The sequence below is a fragment of the Halomonas sp. DP8Y7-1 genome (assembly GCF_019801685.1).
GTDB classification, from domain to species: domain Bacteria; phylum Pseudomonadota; class Gammaproteobacteria; order Pseudomonadales; family Halomonadaceae; genus Halomonas; species Halomonas litopenaei_A.
The window spans coordinates 398,724-417,226 of the sequence record NZ_JAHVIN010000014.1 but is presented as its reverse complement, the minus strand read 5'-3'; the positions used below and the strand labels follow the sequence as shown (position 1 = coordinate 417,226).

Genomic DNA, 18,503 nt, shown 5'->3' with positions numbered 1-18,503 from the left:
GTCATCCGAGGTTCAGATGTCGTGGTTACTGCTTTTTCTGGTCGTCGTTGACTTCTTCATACTCGGCGTCGACCACGTCATCTTCCTTCTTGGCGCCAGCGCCTGCCTCGGCGTCGCCCGCCTGCTGGCCGGCATCTGCCTGCTCGGCGTACATCTTCTGCGCCAGGTTGCCGGAGGCCTCGGTCAAGGCATCAAGCTTGGCCTGGATGGCGTCCTTGTCATCGCCTTGCAGGGCTTCTTCGAGTTCCTTGATGGCGCTCTCGATAGCCTGCTTCTCTTCCTCGGACGCCTTGTCACCGGCTTCCTCGAGGGTCTTGCGCGAGGCGTGGATCATGCCATCGGCCTGGTTGCGCAGTGCGACCAGTTCTTCGAACTTCTTGTCCTCATCGGCATGGGCCTCCGCATCGCGGACCATCTGCTCGATCTCGTCATCGGACAGGCCGCTGGAGGCCTTGATGACGATGGACTGCTCCTTGCCGGTCGCCTTGTCCTTGGCGGACACATTGAGGATACCGTTGGCATCCAGGTCGAAGGCGACTTCGATCTGCGGTACGCCACGCGGTGCCGGCGGAATATCGGACAGGTCGAAGCGGCCGAGTGACTTGTTGCCGCTGGACTGCTTGCGCTCACCCTGCAGCACGTGAATGGTCACGGCTGTCTGGTTGTCATCGGCAGTCGAGAACACCTGGGTCTTCTTGGTCGGAATGGTGGTGTTCTTCTCGATCAGCGCCGTCATCACGCCACCCAGGGTCTCGATGCCCAGGGTCAGCGGCGTCACGTCGAGCAGCAGCACGTCCTTGACGTCACCGCCAAGCACGCCACCCTGAATCGCAGCACCCACGGCCACGGCCTCGTCCGGGTTGACGTCCTTGCGAGCGTCCTTGCCGAAGAACTCGGCCACCTTGGACTGCACCATCGGCATGCGGGTCTGGCCACCGACCAGGATCACGTCGTCGATCTCGGAGGCAGACAGGCCAGCGTCCGACAGAGCGGTCTTGCACGGTGCCAGCGAACGGCTGACCAGCTCTTCCACCAGTGACTCGAGCTTGGCGCGGGTCACCTTGACGTTGAGGTGCTTCGGGCCAGTGTTGTCAGCGGTGATGTAAGGCAGGTTGACGTCTGTCTGCTGCGCGCTGGACAGCTCGATCTTGGCCTTCTCGGCAGCTTCCTTCAGGCGTTGCATCGCCAGGTTGTCCCCGGACAGGTCGATACCACTGTCGGCCTTGAACTGATCGACCAGGTAGTTGATCAGCTTGAGGTCAAAGTCCTCACCACCCAGGAAGGTATCGCCGTTGGTGGCGAGCACTTCGAACTGGGTTTCGCCGTCGACGTCAGCCACTTCGATGATGGAGATATCGAAGGTACCGCCACCCAGGTCATAGACCGCGATGGTCTTGTCACCGCGCGACTTGTCCATGCCATAGGCCAGGGCGGCAGCGGTCGGCTCGTTGATGATGCGCTTGACTTCCAGACCGGCAATGCGGCCGGCGTCCTTGGTAGCCTGACGCTGGCTGTCATTGAAGTAAGCCGGCACGGTAATGACCGCCTCGGTCACGGCTTCGCCAAGATAGTCCTCAGCGGTCTTCTTCATCTTCTTCAGCACTTCAGCGCTGACCTGGGGCGGCGCAAGCTTCTTGCCCTTCACCTCGACCCAGGCGTCACCGTTGTCGGCTTCGGCGATGGTGTACGGCACCATCTTGATGTCCTTCTGGACAACGTCGTCCTTGAAACGACGGCCAATCAGACGCTTGATCGCGTACAGGGTGTTTTCCGGGTTGGTCACCGCCTGACGCTTGGCCGCCTGCCCCACCAGAGTCTCGCCATCATCGGTGTAGGCGATGATGGACGGAGTGGTGCGTGCGCCTTCTGCGTTTTCGATTACCTTGGCGCTGTCGCCGTCGAGCACGGCCACACAAGAGTTAGTGGTACCAAGGTCAATGCCGATGATGCGTCCCATAGGAAATCCTCGAATTCGTGTATTGCGTAACTAAAGTTCGTGTTGCGGCGTTAACCGCGGGGTTGCCGACTATCTGGGGGGCGTTATCGCCGTTTTCAAGTCCCCATCCGCTTTCCGGCGCGACAACCCTTAACGTTTTCGGGCGTCCGGCTTAGCCGCCGGCCTGGCTGACGACCACCATGGCCGGTCGCACCAGTCTGCCGTTGAGCACATACCCCTTTTGCATCACGTCCATGACGGTGTTGGGCTCAAGTTCGGGGTTGGGCACCATGGCCATGGCCTCGTGGAACTGCGGATCAAACGGCTCGCCATGGGGTTCGACGATGTCGACACCAAACTTGCCCAGCACGTCGAGCTGCATCTTGAGGGTCATGGAAACCCCTTCGCGATGCGCTTCAGAGGCATCTTCGCCCATGGCCTCAAGGGCTTTCTCGAGGCTATCTACCACCGGCAGAAGGTCCTTGATGAACTTCTCCAGCGCGAACTTGCGGGCCTTTTCAGCCTCGGCTTCTGCACGGCGGCGAACGTTCTGCGCCTCTGCCGCTGCGCGCAGCGCCTGATCCTTGGCATCGGCCACGCTCTGCTCGAGCTCCTCGACCCGTGCGGCCAGCACCTCAGCCTCAGGATTGTCACTGCCTTCCACGGCGTCGCCCTGGGCGTCATCCTCAGCCAAGTCGATGATGTCATCCAACTCGCCTTCGATCGCTTCGGCAGTCTCTGCAGACTGCTGCGGATCGCCTTCCTGTTCCTGGCGTGCGAGTTCGTCATCCAGCGGGGTCTGGGGATCTTTGGCCATGTGCAGCCTCCTGAAGCATTCCAACAATCGCGGTGGCACCGCCTGTAAAGTGATTGACCGCAAGGAAGCGTGACATCGCCTGCTTCCCTCGGCCGCAAACTGCAGGGATATATGGGGCTGGCCAGGACAATCTCAAGGGCCCCGAAGGCTGATCTGACTCACACGAACAGCCATTTGCCGATGACGGCGCCGACATCGGCACGTCGGCGTGCATTGTCGGCGTGCCTCAACTACTGTATAAAACACCAAGTCATGGATAGATAACCAGTACCCGTCTACCGCCCTCCCGGCACGGATGCGTCCATCCTTCCATCCTCACCGGGATCAAGCATTGAGCACCTACCGCTACCTGCTCCAGATAGCGTCACCCGGAGGCCCGCATGCTGACCGAACTCTCGATCCAGGATTTTGCCATCGTCGACCACCTCGAGCTTGAGCTTGACGGTGGCATGACCGCTATTACCGGGGAAACCGGTGCAGGCAAGTCCATCCTGCTCGGCGCCCTCGGGCTCTGCCTGGGTGAGCGTGGCGACGCGGGCAGCGTCCGTCACGGACAATCTCGCGCCGACCTGAGCGCACGCTTCGATATCAGCGGCCTACCCAATGCACGCACCTGGCTGGAGAGCCGAGAGCTGTCTGCCGATGACTGCCTGCTGCGTCGGGTCGTGACCAAGAGCGGTCGCTCCAAGGCCTGGATCAATGGTCAGCCGGCTACCATCGCCGACTTGAAGTCTCTGGGCGAAACCTTGATCGAGATCCATGGCCAGCATGCCCATCAGGCGCTGCTGGCAGAGGACACCCACCTCAGGCTGCTGGATGACCTGGCCGGCCACCGCGAGTCGGTGGCACGCCTGGCCGAGCTCTACCGTGAGTGGCAGGCCACCCGCCGCCAGCTCAAGCGCCTGGCCGACGACAGCGACGACATTCGTGCGCGTCGGCAGCTGTTGCGCTACCAGGTGGAAGAGCTCGACCAGCTGGGCCTGGGCGAGGATGAGCTGGACAGCCTGGAACAGGAACAGGAACTGCTCGCCCACGCTGAAACGCGCTTGGCAGAGACCCAGTTTGCACTGGATTGCTGTGACAATGACGAGGGTGGCGCACTGCCGTTGCTGCACCAGGCCACCCAGCGCCTTGCGGCCTTGCCGGGCAGCAACCAGGGGGCACTGGCTAACGCTCTGGCGCTGTTGGGGGATGCCAGCATCCAACTGGAAGAGGCCGGAAGAGAGCTTCACCAGGTCATGGCAAGTGTCGAACTCGACCCTGAGCGCCTGGCATGGGTCGAGCAACGACTGGCTGAAACCCACCGAATCGCCCGCAAGCACCATGTGTTGCCAGAGGAGATCGTCTCCCTGCATCAGCGCCTGTCCACCGAGCTGGAAGGCCTTGAGGGTGGCGACGAGGACCTGGAGGCCCTGACCGAAAAGGCCGATGCCCTCAAGGCAGAGTGGCGACAGTTGGCGGAAAAGGTCAGCGGTGAACGCCACAAGGCGGCGAAGCGCTTTGGCAAGGAGGTTCAGCAGCAGTTGGCCTTCCTGGCCATGGGCAAGGCGCGCTTCGAGGTAGAAGTCAGCCAGCGAGATGCCGCCGCCCCCGAAGGCATGGACCGGGTGCGCTTCTTGATTGCAGCCAACCCCGGCCAGCCACCCAGGCCCCTGGCCAAGGTCGCCTCTGGGGGTGAGCTGTCACGCATCAGCCTGGCGATTCAGGTCATCGCGGCACAGCACTCGACCATTCCTTGCCTGGTGTTCGATGAAGTGGATGTCGGGGTATCAGGCGCCACGGCCGAGATCGTGGGGCAGCTACTCAAGCGTCTTGGCGAAGGTGGCCAGGTATTGACGGTCACACACCTGCCACAGGTCGCCGCACAGGCGCACCACCATCTGCATATCGAGAAGAAGGCCCGTAAGGACAGCACCTCGACGCATATGGCGCTGCTGGACGAGGCCGGACGAGTTGGCGAGCTGGCTCGCATGCTGGGAGGGGTCAAGCTATCCGATCAGACGCTCGCCCATGCCCGCGAGATGCTCGACGCCAGCCAGCGCGCCCACCATTGACCGACGGACACACTGCACACATCCGTCGACAAAAAACAGGCAGACACAACAAAGCCTCCACCCTGGGGCGGAGGCTTGTACACCTAAGCTCAGGCAAGGAGCGCCAATCTTAACGCTTGGCGATACCTTCCTGACGAGTGGCCTTGGAGCCTTTCGGTCTGACGTAGAGGACCAGCGCATGGTCCACGAGCTCAAAACCGTGCTCTTCCGCAATTTCTTGCTGGCGACGCTCGATGGTTTCATCGAAGAACTCGATGATTTCGCCACTTTCCAGGCACACCATGTGGTCATGATGCTCTTCCTGAGAGAGCTCAAAGACCGCATGGCCACCGTCGAAATTGTGTCGTATTACCAGGCCCGCTGACTCGAACTGAGTCAGCACACGATATACCGTGGCCAGGCCTACATCTTCGCCAGCTTCGAGCAACGTCTTGTACACGTCCTCGGCACTCAGGTGGTGCTGATCGGTGGCAGATTCGAGGATCTGCAGGATCTTAACGCGCGGCAGGGTGACTTTCAGTCCGGCCTTGCGCAATTCATGGTTCTTGTCGGCCATGGTTGCTCTTCGCAGTATCAGGTAGGGTCGGGTATGATCGACCGACCCCACGATAGTGAAGAACAGGCGCAAATGCAAAAGCTGACCGGAATTGTCACCCTTTCACTGGCCCTGGCACTGACCAGTGGCTGCACCTATTTCAGCGTGTACAAGCGCGACCTGGCCCAGGGCAACCTGGTGACCAACAATATGGTCGAACAGCTGCGCCCAGGCATGTCACGCCAGGAGGTCATCAACCTGATGGGCTCTCCGCTGCTGGAGGCGCCGTTTAACGCCGAGCAGTGGGACTATGTCTATCGACTGGATGAAGCCTACGGAGATGTGATGCAACGACGCGTCACGCTGACCTTTGCTGGCAACAACTTGGTCAACATCGAGCGCGATGGCGACTTCAGCATGGACCCGGACGTCGCCGGCAAGCATAGCTACGGTGTCGGACCGACCAGCGGCGGGGCCGATGACAACCCCGACGGCGAGGCCAACATCGAACCTATCTACAACCGCACCGTCGATCCCGAGCGGGAGTAAGCCCTCGAAAGGATCGGCTGCAGCCCCGACGCACAGGCCCGCGACCGCTGATCATCTCAGCGGTCGCGGGCTGCGCGCTGCGCGCGGGCCTGTTTTGGATCAATCTTCAGCGGGCGATAGACTTCGACACGGTCTCCGTTACGCAGCACGTGCTGCGACGGGTCACGCAGCGTCTTGCCAAAGATGCCAAGGCTGGCATCGGTGAAGGTGTCTGCAGGCAATTCAGGAAACAGCGCCGGCAGATGTGCCGCCGCCACGGCTTGAGTGGCCGTCGTCCCAACCGGAAGTCGCAGCGCCACCAGCCTCTGCTTGTGCGGCAAGGCAAAGGCGACCTCGACCGTGATGCGCTCCTGTGCCGTCGCGGGAGCGTCAGCGTCCATACAGCTCATCAGCACGACGAGTGAAGGCATCTACCTGCTGGCCGGCAATCTGCTGAAAGACCTTGCCGAACGCCATGCCCAACAGCCGACTGGAAAACTCGAAGTCCATTTCCAGGCTGACCTTGCACACGTTGTCGCCCATAGCAGTGAACTTCCAGCGCCCGCTCATGCGCTTGAACGGCCCTTTTACCAACGACAGCTCAATCCGCTCCGGCTCGTGAAGGTCATTACGGGTCACAATGGTCTGCTCGATCCCGGCCCTGCCCAGGGTCATCTCCCCCACCAGGTGTGAAGGCTCTTCCTCCACCAGGCGGGCACGGCGACATCCCGGCAGGAACTCAGGATAGCTTTCGAAATCGTTCACCAGATCGAACATCTGCTTGGGAGTGTGCCGCACCATGGCGGATCGATTGACGGTTGGCATTGACCTCTCCGCTGACTTCCAGAAGCCCAGGGCGTATCATGAGCGGTTGTTTCGGCCTTGAATGGTATCACGCTTCCACCGCCGGACTGGACTCCCTCTTCGAGGAGCAATACCGAGGAGTCATCCAGCCACCAGGCTCGACGGTGCCGTCGTCGCCTTGCTGCAGCGGCAGGAATGGACAGATGCATCAGAGGCCACCCCGGTGACGATAACGTCCTCGGGACCGACTCAGAGATCAAAGAGGTTCCATGGCCAGCAAGAAGGGAAAGGACAAGGGTCCTGGCAACAACACCATCGCCCAGAACAAGAAGGCACGCTTCGAGTACCACATCGATGAGACCTTCGAGGCCGGCCTGGCGCTGGCGGGGTGGGAAGTCAAAAGCCTGCGCGCCGGCAAGGCCCAGCTCACCGACACTTACATCCTGGTCAAGAATGGTGAGGCATGGCTATTGGGCAGCCATATCATGCCACTGAACACGGCCAGCACCCACGAAGTGGCAGACCCCACACGAACACGGAAGCTACTGCTGCACCGCAAGGAGATCGCCAAGATCTTTTCGCGCACCCAGGACAAGGGCCACACCTGCGTCCCACTCAAGCTGTACTGGAAAGGCAGCCGGGTGAAATGCGAGCTTGCGCTGGTAACGGGCAAGAAGCTGCATGACAAGCGCGCTACCGAGAAAGACCGGGACTGGCAGCGGCAGAAAGGTCGCGTAATGAGGGAACAAAATCGCGCCTGAAGCGTCAGATCTGGCACTTCCCGCAGTATCTTTGGTACACTGGCGGGGCGTTACGGGGGCGACATGGTTTCGACGCCGATGACAACCCCTGAGGTGCATGCCGAGAGCGTGATGTATCTCGTAAATCCAACATCACGATTAAATAGTCGCAAACGACGAAAACTACGCTCAGGGCGCGCTGGCAGCTTAAAACCTGTTAGCTTCTTGTCCTACCCGGCGGCGACGCGCTCATCCGTTGCCAATGGGCTATGAGCCAAGATAGGTGAGATCGCGGTTGGCGCTGTCCTCTCGTCAATCGCTAAACATACGAGGAATCGCGTTTCAGGATCCTGCCCGTCGGAGCCTGAGGCGTTAAACAAAATGACGGAACTAAGCATGTAGAGCCAATGGGCGAGTGTCGGCGGACGCGGGTTCGATTCCCGCCGCCTCCACCAACACCAGAAAAATGCCACCCTTAGCGGTGGCATTTTTCGTTTAACAGCGCACCCCAGGTCGAGTGTCGGCGCTTTCTACACACCCCGGGTTCGATTCCCGACGCCTCCACCAACACCGACAAAAGAACTTCCCCCAGGGGGGGACTGCAGGCATCAGAGACAGGCCGCGGGAGAATGTCGGCACGTACACGCCCCTTCCCATGCCCTGAGTTCGTCTGCCAGCGCTTCTGCCAGGCATTACACAGGGCCCCGCTTGTGTGGCAATGCCAAGATCTGCAAAATCTCGCTTTATTTCCCATCATCAGGAGCCTACCGATGGACCGCCTTTTTATTTACGGCACACTGGGCCCAGGGCGCCCCAACGAACATGTGATGCAGCGGATTGGCGGGCAATGGGTGGCTGGCACTACCCGTGGACGGCTGCTGGAGGCCGGCTGGGGAGCCGCCATGGGCTCTCCCGGCATGGTGCCGGACGCACAAGGTGAGCTGATCAGCGGTCATGTCTTCGAATCAGACAATTTGCAGCACCACTGGCAAGAGCTCGATGAGTTCGAGGGACCTGAGTACCAACGCGTACTGGTCACCGTCACTCAGCAAGACGGCAGCCAGGTTGACGCTTACATCTACGCACTTCGCGACCACGACTAGGTCATCCCGAAGCCTGCCTCTTTAGACCTCTACACCATTGACGGATAGCGAGCGCTCCCCAATGGAGCTCGCGTGGAAAGATTTGCAATGAGACACCTGTCCCCAGGTCAATAGATGGCCAAAACTTAAGACTGCCTTAAGGCCACCTCCGTCATACTGACGACGTTGGCAACGTGCCGGGCGAGGATCTGGGGTATGCGAGCATTATTGGTGGAAGACGACCCGTTGCTGGGTGACGGCATCAAGGTCGCGCTGGAGCGTGAGGGCTACGCCGTGGACTGGTTTACCCAGGGCTCTCAGGCGCTCCGGGCCATGGCGTGCGAACCCTTTTCGGTCATGGTTCTGGACCTGGGTCTACCGGACTGCGATGGGGTCGATCTACTGCGTCGCCTGCGCCTTACCAGCTCTCTGCCCGTTCTTATCTTGACCGCTCGAGATGCCATCGAGGACCGCATTCAAGGACTGGACGCCGGTGCCGATGACTACGTGCTCAAGCCATTTGACCTGCAGGAGCTGCTGGCCCGCCTGCGTGTCATCACGCGGCGCGCCGCCGGGCGCGCCAGCTCGACCGTCGACATTGGTTGCCTGTCCATCGATGAAGCTCGACACCTTGTGGACTGGCAGGGACACCAGGTCACCCTGAGCCGACGCGAATTTGCCCTGCTGTCTGAACTTGCCAGGCACCCTGGCCAGGTGCTGTCGCGGCCCCGGCTGGAAGGACTGCTGTATGGCTGGGGCGAGGAGCTCGAATCCAATGCACTTGAAGTGCATGTCCACCACCTTCGCAAGAAGCTTCACAAGGAAATGATCACCACAGTGCGCGGCATCGGATACCGCCTCAACACCGATTTCCTGGCGCCTTCCCCATGATGTCGATTCGTCGCTACCTGTTCAGAACCCTGGCGCTGACGCTGACCCTGGTGACCATTCTTTCGGTCATCGCCGCCTGGCTGATCTCGCAGAACGAGCTGGAAGAAATTCTTGATGCGCAGCTGGCCATCACCGGTCGCGGGTTGATGAGCATGCTCCCCGCCGAACCTGAGGCGGAAGATTACGAGCGCCTGGCACAGTGGATGGATCAACGTAAAGCAAGCACCAGGCTCTACGCCGAAAGCGGTGCGGTACGCAGCCTCGACCAGGCTGACGGACAGACCTTTCACCATGAAGAACGCAAGGTCGGCTTTGGCCTGTGGAACGATGCCGGCAAGCCCCTGCTGATCGGCCCAGGCTGGCATGATGCCAAGGCTCAGATGACCGCGCCCGTCGAGCAAGGCTTCCGCTGGCGATCGCTGGAGGCATCGCGTTGGCGAGTGTTCGCCCTGCACGATGACTCCCGCGGGCTATGGTTGCAGATCGGCATCGAGCGGGAGTTTCTCTCCGACATCATCGAGAGAATTGCCCTTAACCAGCTGTGGCCGATGGTGCTGCTGATGCCACTCTGCCTCTTGCTGGTGCTGCGCCATATTCGTCGCGGCCTGACGCCAATCCGTCGCTTGTCCGAGCAAGTCGAGCACCGTGACTCCGGCGACCTGGGCGAAATTCTGCTCGACGTACCCGATGAATTGAGAGGCCTGAGGGGCGCCCTGAATGACTTCCTGAAACGCCTGAAGGCCGCCCTGGAGAAGGAGCGACGGTTCACCGCCGATGCGGCGCACGAGCTACGCACCCCGTTGGCCGCCATGAAGATCCACCTGGACAATGCCATCGCTGGCGAGAGCAACGCCCTGCCCAAGGCACGTCAGGGCGTCGAGCGCCTGCAGCGCGTGGTCGAGCAGCTACTGGTGCTCGCCAGAGTCGATCGACACTCGAGTGCAGCACATGAGCAGGTGGATCTCCGCGCCCTGCTGCAGGACCTGGCCGCGGAGCTCTGGCCGCTGGCCCAAACCCGGAATCAAATCATCGAGCTGGTCGATCTGCCCCACGTCTTCGTTGCCGGTAACGCCACCGAGATCGGCATCATGGTGCGCAACCTGATGGACAATGCGTTGCGCTATTCTCGCGACAACAGCACCGTTCATGTGACCCTGGAATCGGCGTCCTCCGGCCCGATACTGTGCATTCTCGATAGTGGTCCAGGCATCGCCGAGAGCCACCTCAATCGCGTGAGCGAACGCTTCCACAGAGCCAGCGACTCATCGGTGACCGGCAGTGGTCTTGGGCTCTCCATCGTCACCGCCATGGCACGTCAACAGGGCGTGAGCCTGTCACTCTCCAATCGGTCCCAGGGCGGCTTGTGCGCTCGCCTGGCGTGGTCTTAGGTCAGCACAAGGGCGCACCATGGCGCCCCCGTCCCAACGGACAACACCGCACTATTAGACGGCGAAGTATGTAAGGCATTCCTCCCTTCTTAAGCGGCACACAGCGCCCGTTTTCTACAAAAATGTGCACGATCCCCGCCTCTCCTGGCACGTCCTTCGCTCAACAAGTCTTTGCCCTACGCGCCAGGCCATGCTAATCAATGAGGGTGTGTTCGAAGGCTTTCCCACAAGAGACCGCCTCTACCTCATGCCTCCCCTTTTCATCAGCTACCCACAGGTAGCCCAGGCCATCCAGGGTGAACATATTCCCTGGCTCGTGGTGCTGTCTTGCCTGGTGGCGCTGGTGTCGGTCTACTCTGCCATGGCCGTGGCAGAAAGGGTCAATGCCTCCCGCTGGAAGCACCGCCGTCAGATCTGGTGGCTTGCCGGGGGCACCATGATGGGACTTGGCATCTGGAGCATGCACTTCACCGGCATGCTGGCCTATCGCCTGCCCTTTCCTGCCCATCATAGCCTGGGCCTGACCCTGGTCTCTCTGCTGCCCGCTATAGCAGCAGGGCTCATTGCGGTTGCTGCCATGGCACGCAAGGGACTTTCCACCGCTCACAAGGTGGTCGCAGGCTGCATTCTCAGCGCGGGAATTGCCACCATGCATTACACCGGCATGGCGGCCATGCAGCTACCTGCGAGCATGCGCTTTTCGCCGACTCCGCTGATCTTGTCTCTGCTGATTTCTCTGCCGTTCGGCATCGCCAGTATTCATTGCTTTCACGCCGCGAGAGACCTACCCCGCTTTCATGGCATTCGTCTCGGCAGCCTCATCGCGGCAACCTTGGCATCGCTGGCCATTTGCAGCATGCACTACTCGGCCATGATGGCCGTGCACTTCTTGCCCGAACCAGGCTGGGAGGCGATTCCCCACAGTGCTGGCCATGACGCTATTGTGGCGATCGCCGTTATCGTGCTTGCCTCATTGTTCGCATTGACGGCGCTGGCGTCGGTGCTGGTCGATCGCAAACTCCAGGACAGCGCCGCCCGCATGCAGGTGTCCCGGCGTCAGCTGGTGGATGTCATCGAGTCGATGCACGATGGCGTCGTGCTGCTCGACCAGCGCGCACGTATGGTGATGTGCAACCACGCCTTCGAGACGTTGACCGGGGTGCCGCACACCGATCTCCAGGGCCACTCGCTGCTGCGCCTCAATACCCTGCTGCGTTTCGATCACTATCGCGGCAACATTCTGCGTTCGCTGAAAGAGAACGGCGCCTGGATCGGCGATGTGGAGGTTCGTCATCGTGCCGGCCATCGCTTTCCCGCACGCCTGAGCATCAACCGCGTGCGCGCCGAAGAAGACAGCGCAGGCCACTTCGTGGCGACCCTGAGTGATACCACGGCGCACCACAATGCCCAGCAGCGCATCCGCTATCAGGCCTATCACGATGCCCTGACGACACTGCCCAACCGCAGTTCGCTGCAAGAACGCATCCATGCGCTGCAGCTGGCCAGTGATGTCAGCGGGCGCCATATCATGCTGCTGCTTGTCGATATCGATAACTTCAAGGGCATCAACGACGCCCTGGGGCAGGCCACCGGCGATCGCCTGCTCAAGGCCCTGGCCGCCAGATTGAAGCCCTGGGCCAGACAACCGAGCGATATGGCACGCCTTTCCAGCAACGAATTCGCCCTGCTCTATGACGGACTGTCAGTGACGCCAGAGAGTGCCATGGACCAAGCTCGCAGCAAGGCCCGGCAGGTGCTGGAAAGCCTCAACGGCGACTACTCCCTCGCCGGAGAGCGTCACAGTTGCCACGTCAGCGGGGGCTTCCTGCTGTTTCGCGGGGGAGAGCTTGGCGTCGGCGAGCTGCTCAAGCGGGCAGGACTGGCGCTTCTTGAAAGCAAGTGCGAAGGGGTACAGCGCCCCTGTGCCTTTGAAGCCTGCATGGTTGAACGACTGGACGCCCGCCTCAGGCTGGAGCGACAGCTCAAGACCGCCGTCGAGGAAGATCAGCTACGACTTCACATGCAGCCACAGGTGGATGATCTGGGCAACATCCTCGGCGCCGAGATGCTGCTGCGCTGGGAACACCCCGAACGCGGCCTGATCTCCCCCAGCACCTTCATCAGCCTGGCGGAGGAAACCGGCCAGATTGTCGACCTGGGCAACTGGGTGCTGCACCAGACCTGCCAGCTGCTGGCCGAGTGGCAGCAGCATGAGCACCGACGACATTGGACTCTGTCGGTCAATGTCAGCGCGCGAGAGTTCCAACGCGCTGATTTTGTCTCCGGGGTCAAGACAGCCTTGGCCAAGACCGGAGCCCCCGCCCGCCAGCTCACCCTGGAGCTCACCGAATCGCTGATGCTGGGAGAGGCCTATCCGGTGATCGATACTCTGGGCCAGCTGCGTGATCTCGGAGTGCGCTTCGCCATCGATGACTTCGGCACCGGATACTCTTCTCTGGCGTATCTCAAGCGGCTTCCCCTGGATACGCTCAAGATCGACGTTGCGTTTGTTCGCGACCTGACCGAAGACCCTACCGCAGCCCCCATCGCCCAGACCATTATCGCCCTCGCCCAGACCCTCAAGCTGGGCGTCATTGCGGAAGGCGTCGAGACCATTGCACAACAGGAGCGACTGCTGGAGCTTGGCTGTCGCTCCTTTCAGGGCTACCTTTACTCGGCCCCGCTTCCGCTCAAGCAGTTCCTGGCACTCGCGACACGCCCCTGCTTGCCGATGACCGAACCCGCGCCAAGTCAACAATAGGGCAGCCTAACTGGCATCACGACAGCGCCAAACTTGCAATACTGTCACCAATTGGCAAGATGGACACCTTGACCCGAGGCGATACCATCCCCCATGAACGACCCCCTCAACCACGACGAACGCGCATCGCTGATCTCTCCTGAAAGCCACGTCGAGGGGTTTCGCAAGGCAAGGGATGCTCGCCGCACCGAGCTCATCGAAGACTATGTCGAGTTGATCTCGGATCTGATCACCGACGGCGGTGAAGCGCGTCAGACGGATATCGCCCGTCGCCTGGGCGTGGCCCAGCCCACGGTGGCCAAGATGCTCAAGCGCCTCGACGAGGAAGGCCTGATCATCAAGCGGCCCTATCGCGGCATCTTCCTCACCGAGAAGGGGCAGGCCCTGGCGGATGCCAGTCGCGAACGCCACCAGATCGTCGAAGCGGTGCTGATCAAACTCGGCATCACTCCCGAAACCGCCAGGGTCGACGCCGAAGGCATTGAACATCACGTCAGCGCAGAAACGCTGGCGGCCTTCGAGCGCTTCCTCGAGCCCTGACAGTCTTCAACGCTGCCAAACCCTGCGCCCACGCCTGGCGTCGGCCCAAATATAGTCAACGTCCATTGATGCGATTGAGGCGCGCCTCTTGACGATTGCCCTGTATCTCGCCAAAACTTAGCCTTGTCTATAAATGATAGCCAAATGGCACGTTGGCGCGATACTCGCGCTTGCCCATCATCAAGGGAGTCCTGTTCATGCGTCGTTCGGCCCTTCTGCTTCCGCTGCTGACGGCTACCAGCCTGTCGAGTATCGGCCTTGCCCATGCTCAGGATGACACCGCTGGGGAGGTATCGCCCCTCGCCACCGTCGTGACCATCGGGATGCTCAGTGATCTGGTCGAGCAGGTGGGCGGAGACTGTGTTGCGGTCAACACCATGATGGGTCCGGGCATCGATCCACATCTCTACCAGGCGAGCGCCCGGGACGTGCACGATCTCGATGAGGCTGAGCTGATTCTTTACAGCGGCTTTTCGCTGGAGGGTCAGCTGGGCAAGGTCTTCGAGCGATTCTCGCGCATCAAGCCCACCGCTGCCGTCAGTGAGCAGGCGATTACCGACGATCAGGTTATCCACACCCAGGACGCCTACGGCGTGGACCCCCACCTGTGGATGGATGCGGCGCTCTGGGCCCAGAACATCCCGACCATTGCCGCCCTGCTCAGCGAGCAGCGCCCTGACTGCGCTGCGGCGATCGATGCGCGTGCAGAGGCCTACCAGGCATCGCTGCTCGCGCTCGATGAGTGGATCCAGGCCAGTATCGACAGTATCCCAGCCGATCAACGCATCCTGCTGACCGCCCACGATGCGTTTGGCTATTACGGCCGCGCCTATGGCATCGAGGTTGCCGGCATTCAGGGGCTTTCCACCGCCACCGAGACCGGTGTCGCCGATATTCGGCGCATGGCAGACAAGGTCGTGGCCCAGGGGGTACCCGCCATGTTTGTGGAGAGCACCATCAACCCACGTACGGTGCAGGCGGTCATCGATGCGGCTGCCGACCAGGGCCACCGTATCGCTATCGGCGGGCAGCTTTACTCTGATGCCATGGGCGACGAGAACACCCCGGAAGGGACCTATATCGGCATGCTGAAGAGTAATACCGAGCAGATTGTCGCGGCACTCGGTGGACACACCGTTGCCTGGCCAGACCGCCTCACCGACTGGACCGAGCGAGTGGCACAAGCCACCCAGATGCCCAGCGAACCTTAAGTATGTAGCGCGCGTCGCCCTGCCAGACGGGGCGACGGCGACAGGAGCGACCCCATGAGCCAGCAGCTGCACGAACCGAACCTTGCCCTGCACGTAGAGGACCTGACCGTCAGCTACCACGGCAAGCCCGTATTGTGGGACATCGACTTTGACGTGCCGCCCGGCGTAATGGCCGCCATTGTCGGGCCCAACGGCGCCGGCAAGAGCACGCTGATCAAGAGCATCCTCGGCCTGGTCCCGAGCATCGCTGGCCACGTCACCCTGCACGGCCATCCCTACCGCCAGGCCCGGCGCCGCGTCGGGTATGTGCCGCAGCGCTCGACGGTGGACTGGGACTTTCCCACCACGGCGCTGGACGTCGTCACCATGGGACTTTACGGACGCCTGGGATGGCTCAGGCGTCCGGGGCGACGCGAGCGACGTGAGGCCATGGCGGCGCTCGAGATGGTGGGCATGGAACGCTTTGCCGAGCGCCAGATCAGCCAGCTCTCCGGCGGCCAGCAGCAGCGGGTGTTCCTTGCCCGTGCCCTGGTGCAGAACGCCGATGTCTATTTCCTTGATGAGCCCATGGCCGGCGTCGACGCGACCACGGAGCGCGCCATCGTCGATATCCTCAGGCGCCTGCGCGATCAGGGAAAGACGGTCATCGTGGTGCATCACGATCTGCAGACGGTTCGCAGCTACTTCGACTGGATGCTGATGCTCAATGTCCGCGTGATCGCCCAAGGTCCGGTGGATGAGGTCTACACCGCCGACAACCTGCGGCGTGCCTATGGGGGCCAGATTGCCCTGCTTGACGATGTCACCAGTGCCATCCCCGGCCCACGCGCCCCGGCCAATTCTGAGGAGGTGCCGGGATGAGCCTGGCCAGCCTCCTCGGTGACTACACTCTGCAGAATGTGGTGCTCGGTGCTGCCATGCTGGGACTGGTGAGCGGCGTGCTGGGCTCTTTTGCGGTGCTGCGCAAGCAGAGCCTGCTCGGCGATACCCTGTCCCATGCAGCGCTGCCAGGGGTCTGCCTGGGCTTCATCATCGCCGGGGGTCGTGAAATGGGCAGCATTCTTGCTGGCGCGCTATTTACTGGCTCCCTGGCTGCCCTGGTGATGCTGCTGCTGACCCGCATGAGTCGGCTCAAGACCGACGCCGCCCTGGGCATCTCGCTGAGCGTCTTCTTCGCTATCGGCGTAGTGCTGCTGACGTACATTCAAGGCACGGGCAACGCCTCCCAGGGCGGCCTGGATGCCTTTCTGTTCGGCCAGGCGGCGGCCACGCTGAGAAGCGACCTGTGGATCATGGCTGCCGTGGGCGGCGTGGCCCTGGCCTTGGTCGCCGGCCTGTGGAAAGAGTTCAAGCTGGTGTCCTTCGATGCCCAGTTCGCCGCGTCCCAAGGCATGCCGGTGTCGCTGCTGGATGGGTTGATGACGATCATGATCGCCCTGGCGGTGGTCATTGGCCTGCAGATGGTCGGCGTGGTGCTGATGGCTGCCATGGTCATCGCCCCTGCCGTTGCCGCCCGCCAGTGGGCCAACCGGCTCGAGTCGATGGTGGCATTGTCGGCGCTGTTCGGCATTCTCGGCGGTGTCGTGGGCGCCGTCATCAGCGCCACGGGCCCCGGCCTTGCCACGGGTCCGCTGATCATCCTGAGCCTTTCCAGCGTGGTCCTGGTGTCCCTGCTATTCGCCCCCAGACGTGGCTTCTTGTGGGAGATCCTCAAGCTGCGACGTGACCGACGCCAGCTCCGCTACCAGCGCGTGCTGACCACGCTTTACCAGCTGGCAAGCCATCACGCAGACCGCCACTATCGCTCAGAAAAACGCATGCTGGACACCTATCTGGGCGCGGATAGCCGCAGGGCTCTTGCCCGTCTGATGGCTCGCGGACTTATCATTGAGCAGGACCCTCCCCCCCATGAGCCCGGCAACAACAAACGCTGGGTACTGACGCCAGCAGGCTGCCAGGAGGCAGAACGCATTCTGGCGACGCTCGGGCAGGAGCAAGCACACTAATGGCCACCCTATTCGACAACATTCCACTGATGATCATGCTGGTCGGGGCGCTGGTGGGCATCGCCTCTAGTCTGGTCGGCACCTTTCTGGTGCTGCGCGGGACCAGCATGCTGTCAGACGCCATCGGTCACTCTATCGTGCTCGGCATCGTGGTCGTCTGGCTGGCGACCCATCAGGCCAACGGACCGGTGCAGATCATCGGCGCAGCGCTGACCGGCATCCTTACCGTCTTCTTGACCGAACTGCTGGTCTCGACGCAAAGGGTCAAGAAGGATGCCGCCATTGGTCTGGTGTTTCCCGTGCTGTTTTCGCTGGGCGTGCTGCTGATCAACCTTTACGCCAGCGACGTGCATATCGACGCCCATACGGTGCTGCTGGGGGAAATCGGCTTCGTCTGGCTCGATACCCTGACCATCGGAGGCGCGGAGGTGCCCCGTGCGCTGATCTCCATGGGCGCCATGACCCTGCTCAACCTGCTGTTCGTGGCGGCCTTTTACAAGGAGCTGAAACTCGCCACCTTCGACGAGGCCCTGGCCAAGGCATTAGGCTTCGCCCCCACGGCACTGTTCTACGTCTTGCTGATGTTGACCAGCGGTACCGCCGTCGCAGCCTTCGATGCCGTGGGTGCGGTGCTGTTCGTGGCCTTTGTCATTGTTCCGCCATCCGCGGCGTATCTGCTCACCGACCGGCTTTGGAAGATCTTTGTCTATGCCTCGCTGATCGCGGCTGCCTCCAGCGTCTCCGGCTATATGCTGGCGGTGGCATGGGACGTGTCGATTGGCGGCATGATGGCCGTCATGACCGGCGTCTTCCTGGCTCTGGCCTTTCTGCTCGGTCCGCGCTATGGCCTGTGCGCCCAGTGGCTGAGCCGTCGCCGCCAGCGCGACCTCAACGAAAGCCGTACCCTGATGGTGCACCTCTATCACCACGAAGATGGCCCCGAAAAGGCAGTGGAAAACGTGACCCAGGCGCTGCGCGAGCATCTTATGTGGACACCTGCCAGGGCGCGTCGCGCGGTTGAGTTATCCCGCCAGCGCCAGCTTGTCGTGCAGGAGGGTGAGCGCTTGCACCTCACCCAGGCGGGCCGGCACATGGCGCGAGAGATTCTGGAGCCAGGCGCCAAGGACGGCAGCTGATACCAGGCAACGACGTCAACGGGGCAGCCAGAGGCTGCCCCGTTGACGTTAAACTGGCAGAAGCACAGCTCTTG

17 protein-coding genes and 1 other RNA gene are annotated in these 18,503 nt (G+C 61.6%); 13 read left to right on the top strand and 5 right to left on the bottom strand.

Annotated elements, in window-relative coordinates:
* Positions 1-25 precede the first annotated feature (25 nt).
* Both dnaK and grpE read right to left on the bottom strand, forming a co-directional pair.
* Positions 26-1,957 carry a molecular chaperone DnaK gene (gene dnaK / locus KUV41_RS18790; RefSeq protein ID WP_206942450.1) on the bottom strand — a complete coding sequence of 644 codons (1,932 nt, stop codon included), beginning with the start codon at positions 1,955-1,957 and terminating at the stop codon, positions 26-28.
* 151 nt (positions 1,958-2,108) lie between these two features.
* Positions 2,109-2,753 carry a nucleotide exchange factor GrpE gene (grpE, locus tag KUV41_RS18785; protein ID WP_222486983.1) on the bottom strand — a complete coding sequence of 215 codons (645 nt, stop codon included), beginning with the start codon at positions 2,751-2,753 and terminating at the stop codon, positions 2,109-2,111.
* Positions 2,754-3,133: 380 nt separating this feature from the next.
* Here grpE and recN point away from each other — a divergent pair, with 380 nt between their 5' ends.
* Positions 3,134-4,807: a DNA repair protein RecN gene (gene recN / locus KUV41_RS18780; protein WP_222486982.1), complete on the top strand. Its 1,674-nt coding sequence runs from the start codon at positions 3,134-3,136 to the stop codon at positions 4,805-4,807.
* A 109-nt stretch (positions 4,808-4,916) separates the two neighbouring features.
* Here recN and fur read toward each other — a convergent pair whose 3' ends face one another.
* Entirely contained in the window at positions 4,917-5,363 is a 447-nt protein-coding gene (gene fur, locus KUV41_RS18775; RefSeq protein WP_206942445.1) for a ferric iron uptake transcriptional regulator, read from the bottom strand.
* A 33-nt stretch (positions 5,364-5,396) separates the two neighbouring features.
* On the opposite strand from fur, the gene KUV41_RS18770 reads away from it, so the two are divergent.
* Positions 5,397-5,891: an outer membrane protein assembly factor BamE gene (locus KUV41_RS18770; RefSeq protein ID WP_308126691.1), complete on the top strand. Its 495-nt coding sequence runs from the start codon at positions 5,397-5,399 to the stop codon at positions 5,889-5,891.
* A gap of 56 nt (positions 5,892-5,947) precedes the next feature.
* Here KUV41_RS18770 and KUV41_RS18765 read toward each other — a convergent pair whose 3' ends face one another.
* Positions 5,948-6,271 carry an RnfH family protein gene (locus tag KUV41_RS18765; protein ID WP_222162153.1) on the bottom strand — a complete coding sequence of 108 codons (324 nt, stop codon included), beginning with the start codon at positions 6,269-6,271 and terminating at the stop codon, positions 5,948-5,950.
* Positions 6,261-6,695, bottom strand: coding sequence for a type II toxin-antitoxin system RatA family toxin (locus KUV41_RS18760; protein ID WP_206942443.1), 435 nt, complete (start codon positions 6,693-6,695; stop codon positions 6,261-6,263). The genes KUV41_RS18765 and KUV41_RS18760 overlap by 11 nt, the downstream gene beginning before the upstream one ends.
* Before the next feature lie 248 nt (positions 6,696-6,943).
* Here KUV41_RS18760 and smpB point away from each other — a divergent pair, with 248 nt between their 5' ends.
* The 11 genes from smpB to KUV41_RS18705 all read left to right on the top strand — a co-directional run bounded on the left by smpB (position 6,944) and on the right by KUV41_RS18705 (position 18,429).
* Positions 6,944-7,435 (top strand): SsrA-binding protein SmpB, encoded by a 492-nt coding sequence (gene smpB, locus KUV41_RS18755; RefSeq protein ID WP_206942442.1) that lies wholly within the window; start codon positions 6,944-6,946, stop codon positions 7,433-7,435.
* 54 nt (positions 7,436-7,489) lie between these two features.
* Positions 7,490-7,869: a transfer-messenger RNA gene (gene ssrA, locus KUV41_RS18750) on the top strand.
* A 315-nt stretch (positions 7,870-8,184) separates the two neighbouring features.
* Positions 8,185-8,517, top strand: coding sequence for a gamma-glutamylcyclotransferase (locus KUV41_RS18745; protein WP_206942404.1), 333 nt, complete (start codon positions 8,185-8,187; stop codon positions 8,515-8,517).
* 195 nt (positions 8,518-8,712) lie between these two features.
* Complete coding sequence (locus KUV41_RS18740) at positions 8,713-9,387, top strand: response regulator transcription factor (protein WP_206942402.1); 675 nt, start codon at positions 8,713-8,715, stop codon at positions 9,385-9,387.
* Entirely contained in the window at positions 9,384-10,775 is a 1,392-nt protein-coding gene (locus KUV41_RS18735; protein WP_222486981.1) for an ATP-binding protein, read from the top strand. The genes KUV41_RS18740 and KUV41_RS18735 overlap by 4 nt, the downstream gene beginning before the upstream one ends.
* 247 nt (positions 10,776-11,022) lie before the next feature.
* Positions 11,023-13,536: an EAL domain-containing protein gene (locus KUV41_RS18730; RefSeq protein ID WP_222486980.1), complete on the top strand. Its 2,514-nt coding sequence runs from the start codon at positions 11,023-11,025 to the stop codon at positions 13,534-13,536.
* 93 nt (positions 13,537-13,629) lie between these two features.
* Positions 13,630-14,076, top strand: coding sequence for a manganese-binding transcriptional regulator MntR (mntR, locus tag KUV41_RS18725; RefSeq protein WP_206942395.1), 447 nt, complete (start codon positions 13,630-13,632; stop codon positions 14,074-14,076).
* Between the two features lie 197 nt (positions 14,077-14,273).
* Positions 14,274-15,287 carry a metal ABC transporter solute-binding protein, Zn/Mn family gene (locus KUV41_RS18720; protein WP_222486979.1) on the top strand — a complete coding sequence of 338 codons (1,014 nt, stop codon included), beginning with the start codon at positions 14,274-14,276 and terminating at the stop codon, positions 15,285-15,287.
* A 54-nt stretch (positions 15,288-15,341) separates the two neighbouring features.
* On the top strand, positions 15,342-16,148 hold the full coding sequence (locus tag KUV41_RS18715; RefSeq protein ID WP_206942391.1) for a metal ABC transporter ATP-binding protein: 807 nt from the start codon (positions 15,342-15,344) through the stop codon (positions 16,146-16,148).
* On the top strand, positions 16,145-17,293 hold the full coding sequence (locus tag KUV41_RS18710; RefSeq protein WP_222486978.1) for a metal ABC transporter permease: 1,149 nt from the start codon (positions 16,145-16,147) through the stop codon (positions 17,291-17,293). The genes KUV41_RS18715 and KUV41_RS18710 overlap by 4 nt, the downstream gene beginning before the upstream one ends.
* On the top strand, positions 17,293-18,429 hold the full coding sequence (locus KUV41_RS18705; protein ID WP_206942387.1) for a metal ABC transporter permease: 1,137 nt from the start codon (positions 17,293-17,295) through the stop codon (positions 18,427-18,429). The genes KUV41_RS18710 and KUV41_RS18705 overlap by 1 nt, the downstream gene beginning before the upstream one ends.
* Positions 18,430-18,503: the final 74 nt, after the last annotated feature.

Excerpts from the sequence above, each read along its gene's own strand:
- dnaK (WP_206942450.1), bottom strand. The coding sequence starts at position 1,957 with ATGGGACGCATCATCGGCATTGACCTTGGTACCACTAACTCTTGTGTG.
- grpE (WP_222486983.1), bottom strand. The coding sequence starts at position 2,753 with ATGGCCAAAGATCCCCAGACCCCGCTGGATGACGAACTCGCACGCCAG.
- recN (WP_222486982.1), top strand. The coding sequence starts at position 3,134 with ATGCTGACCGAACTCTCGATCCAGGATTTTGCCATCGTCGACCACCTC.
- fur (WP_206942445.1), bottom strand. The coding sequence starts at position 5,363 with ATGGCCGACAAGAACCATGAATTGCGCAAGGCCGGACTGAAAGTCACC.
- KUV41_RS18770 (WP_308126691.1), top strand. The coding sequence starts at position 5,397 with ATGATCGACCGACCCCACGATAGTGAAGAACAGGCGCAAATGCAAAAG.
- KUV41_RS18765 (WP_222162153.1), bottom strand. The coding sequence starts at position 6,271 with ATGGACGCTGACGCTCCCGCGACGGCACAGGAGCGCATCACGGTCGAG.
- KUV41_RS18760 (WP_206942443.1), bottom strand. The coding sequence starts at position 6,695 with ATGCCAACCGTCAATCGATCCGCCATGGTGCGGCACACTCCCAAGCAG.
- smpB (WP_206942442.1), top strand. The coding sequence starts at position 6,944 with ATGGCCAGCAAGAAGGGAAAGGACAAGGGTCCTGGCAACAACACCATC.
- KUV41_RS18745 (WP_206942404.1), top strand. The coding sequence starts at position 8,185 with ATGGACCGCCTTTTTATTTACGGCACACTGGGCCCAGGGCGCCCCAAC.
- KUV41_RS18740 (WP_206942402.1), top strand. The coding sequence starts at position 8,713 with ATGCGAGCATTATTGGTGGAAGACGACCCGTTGCTGGGTGACGGCATC.
- KUV41_RS18735 (WP_222486981.1), top strand. The coding sequence starts at position 9,384 with ATGATGTCGATTCGTCGCTACCTGTTCAGAACCCTGGCGCTGACGCTG.
- KUV41_RS18730 (WP_222486980.1), top strand. The coding sequence starts at position 11,023 with ATGCCTCCCCTTTTCATCAGCTACCCACAGGTAGCCCAGGCCATCCAG.
- mntR (WP_206942395.1), top strand. The coding sequence starts at position 13,630 with ATGAACGACCCCCTCAACCACGACGAACGCGCATCGCTGATCTCTCCT.
- KUV41_RS18720 (WP_222486979.1), top strand. The coding sequence starts at position 14,274 with ATGCGTCGTTCGGCCCTTCTGCTTCCGCTGCTGACGGCTACCAGCCTG.
- KUV41_RS18715 (WP_206942391.1), top strand. The coding sequence starts at position 15,342 with ATGAGCCAGCAGCTGCACGAACCGAACCTTGCCCTGCACGTAGAGGAC.
- KUV41_RS18710 (WP_222486978.1), top strand. The coding sequence starts at position 16,145 with ATGAGCCTGGCCAGCCTCCTCGGTGACTACACTCTGCAGAATGTGGTG.
- KUV41_RS18705 (WP_206942387.1), top strand. The coding sequence starts at position 17,293 with ATGGCCACCCTATTCGACAACATTCCACTGATGATCATGCTGGTCGGG.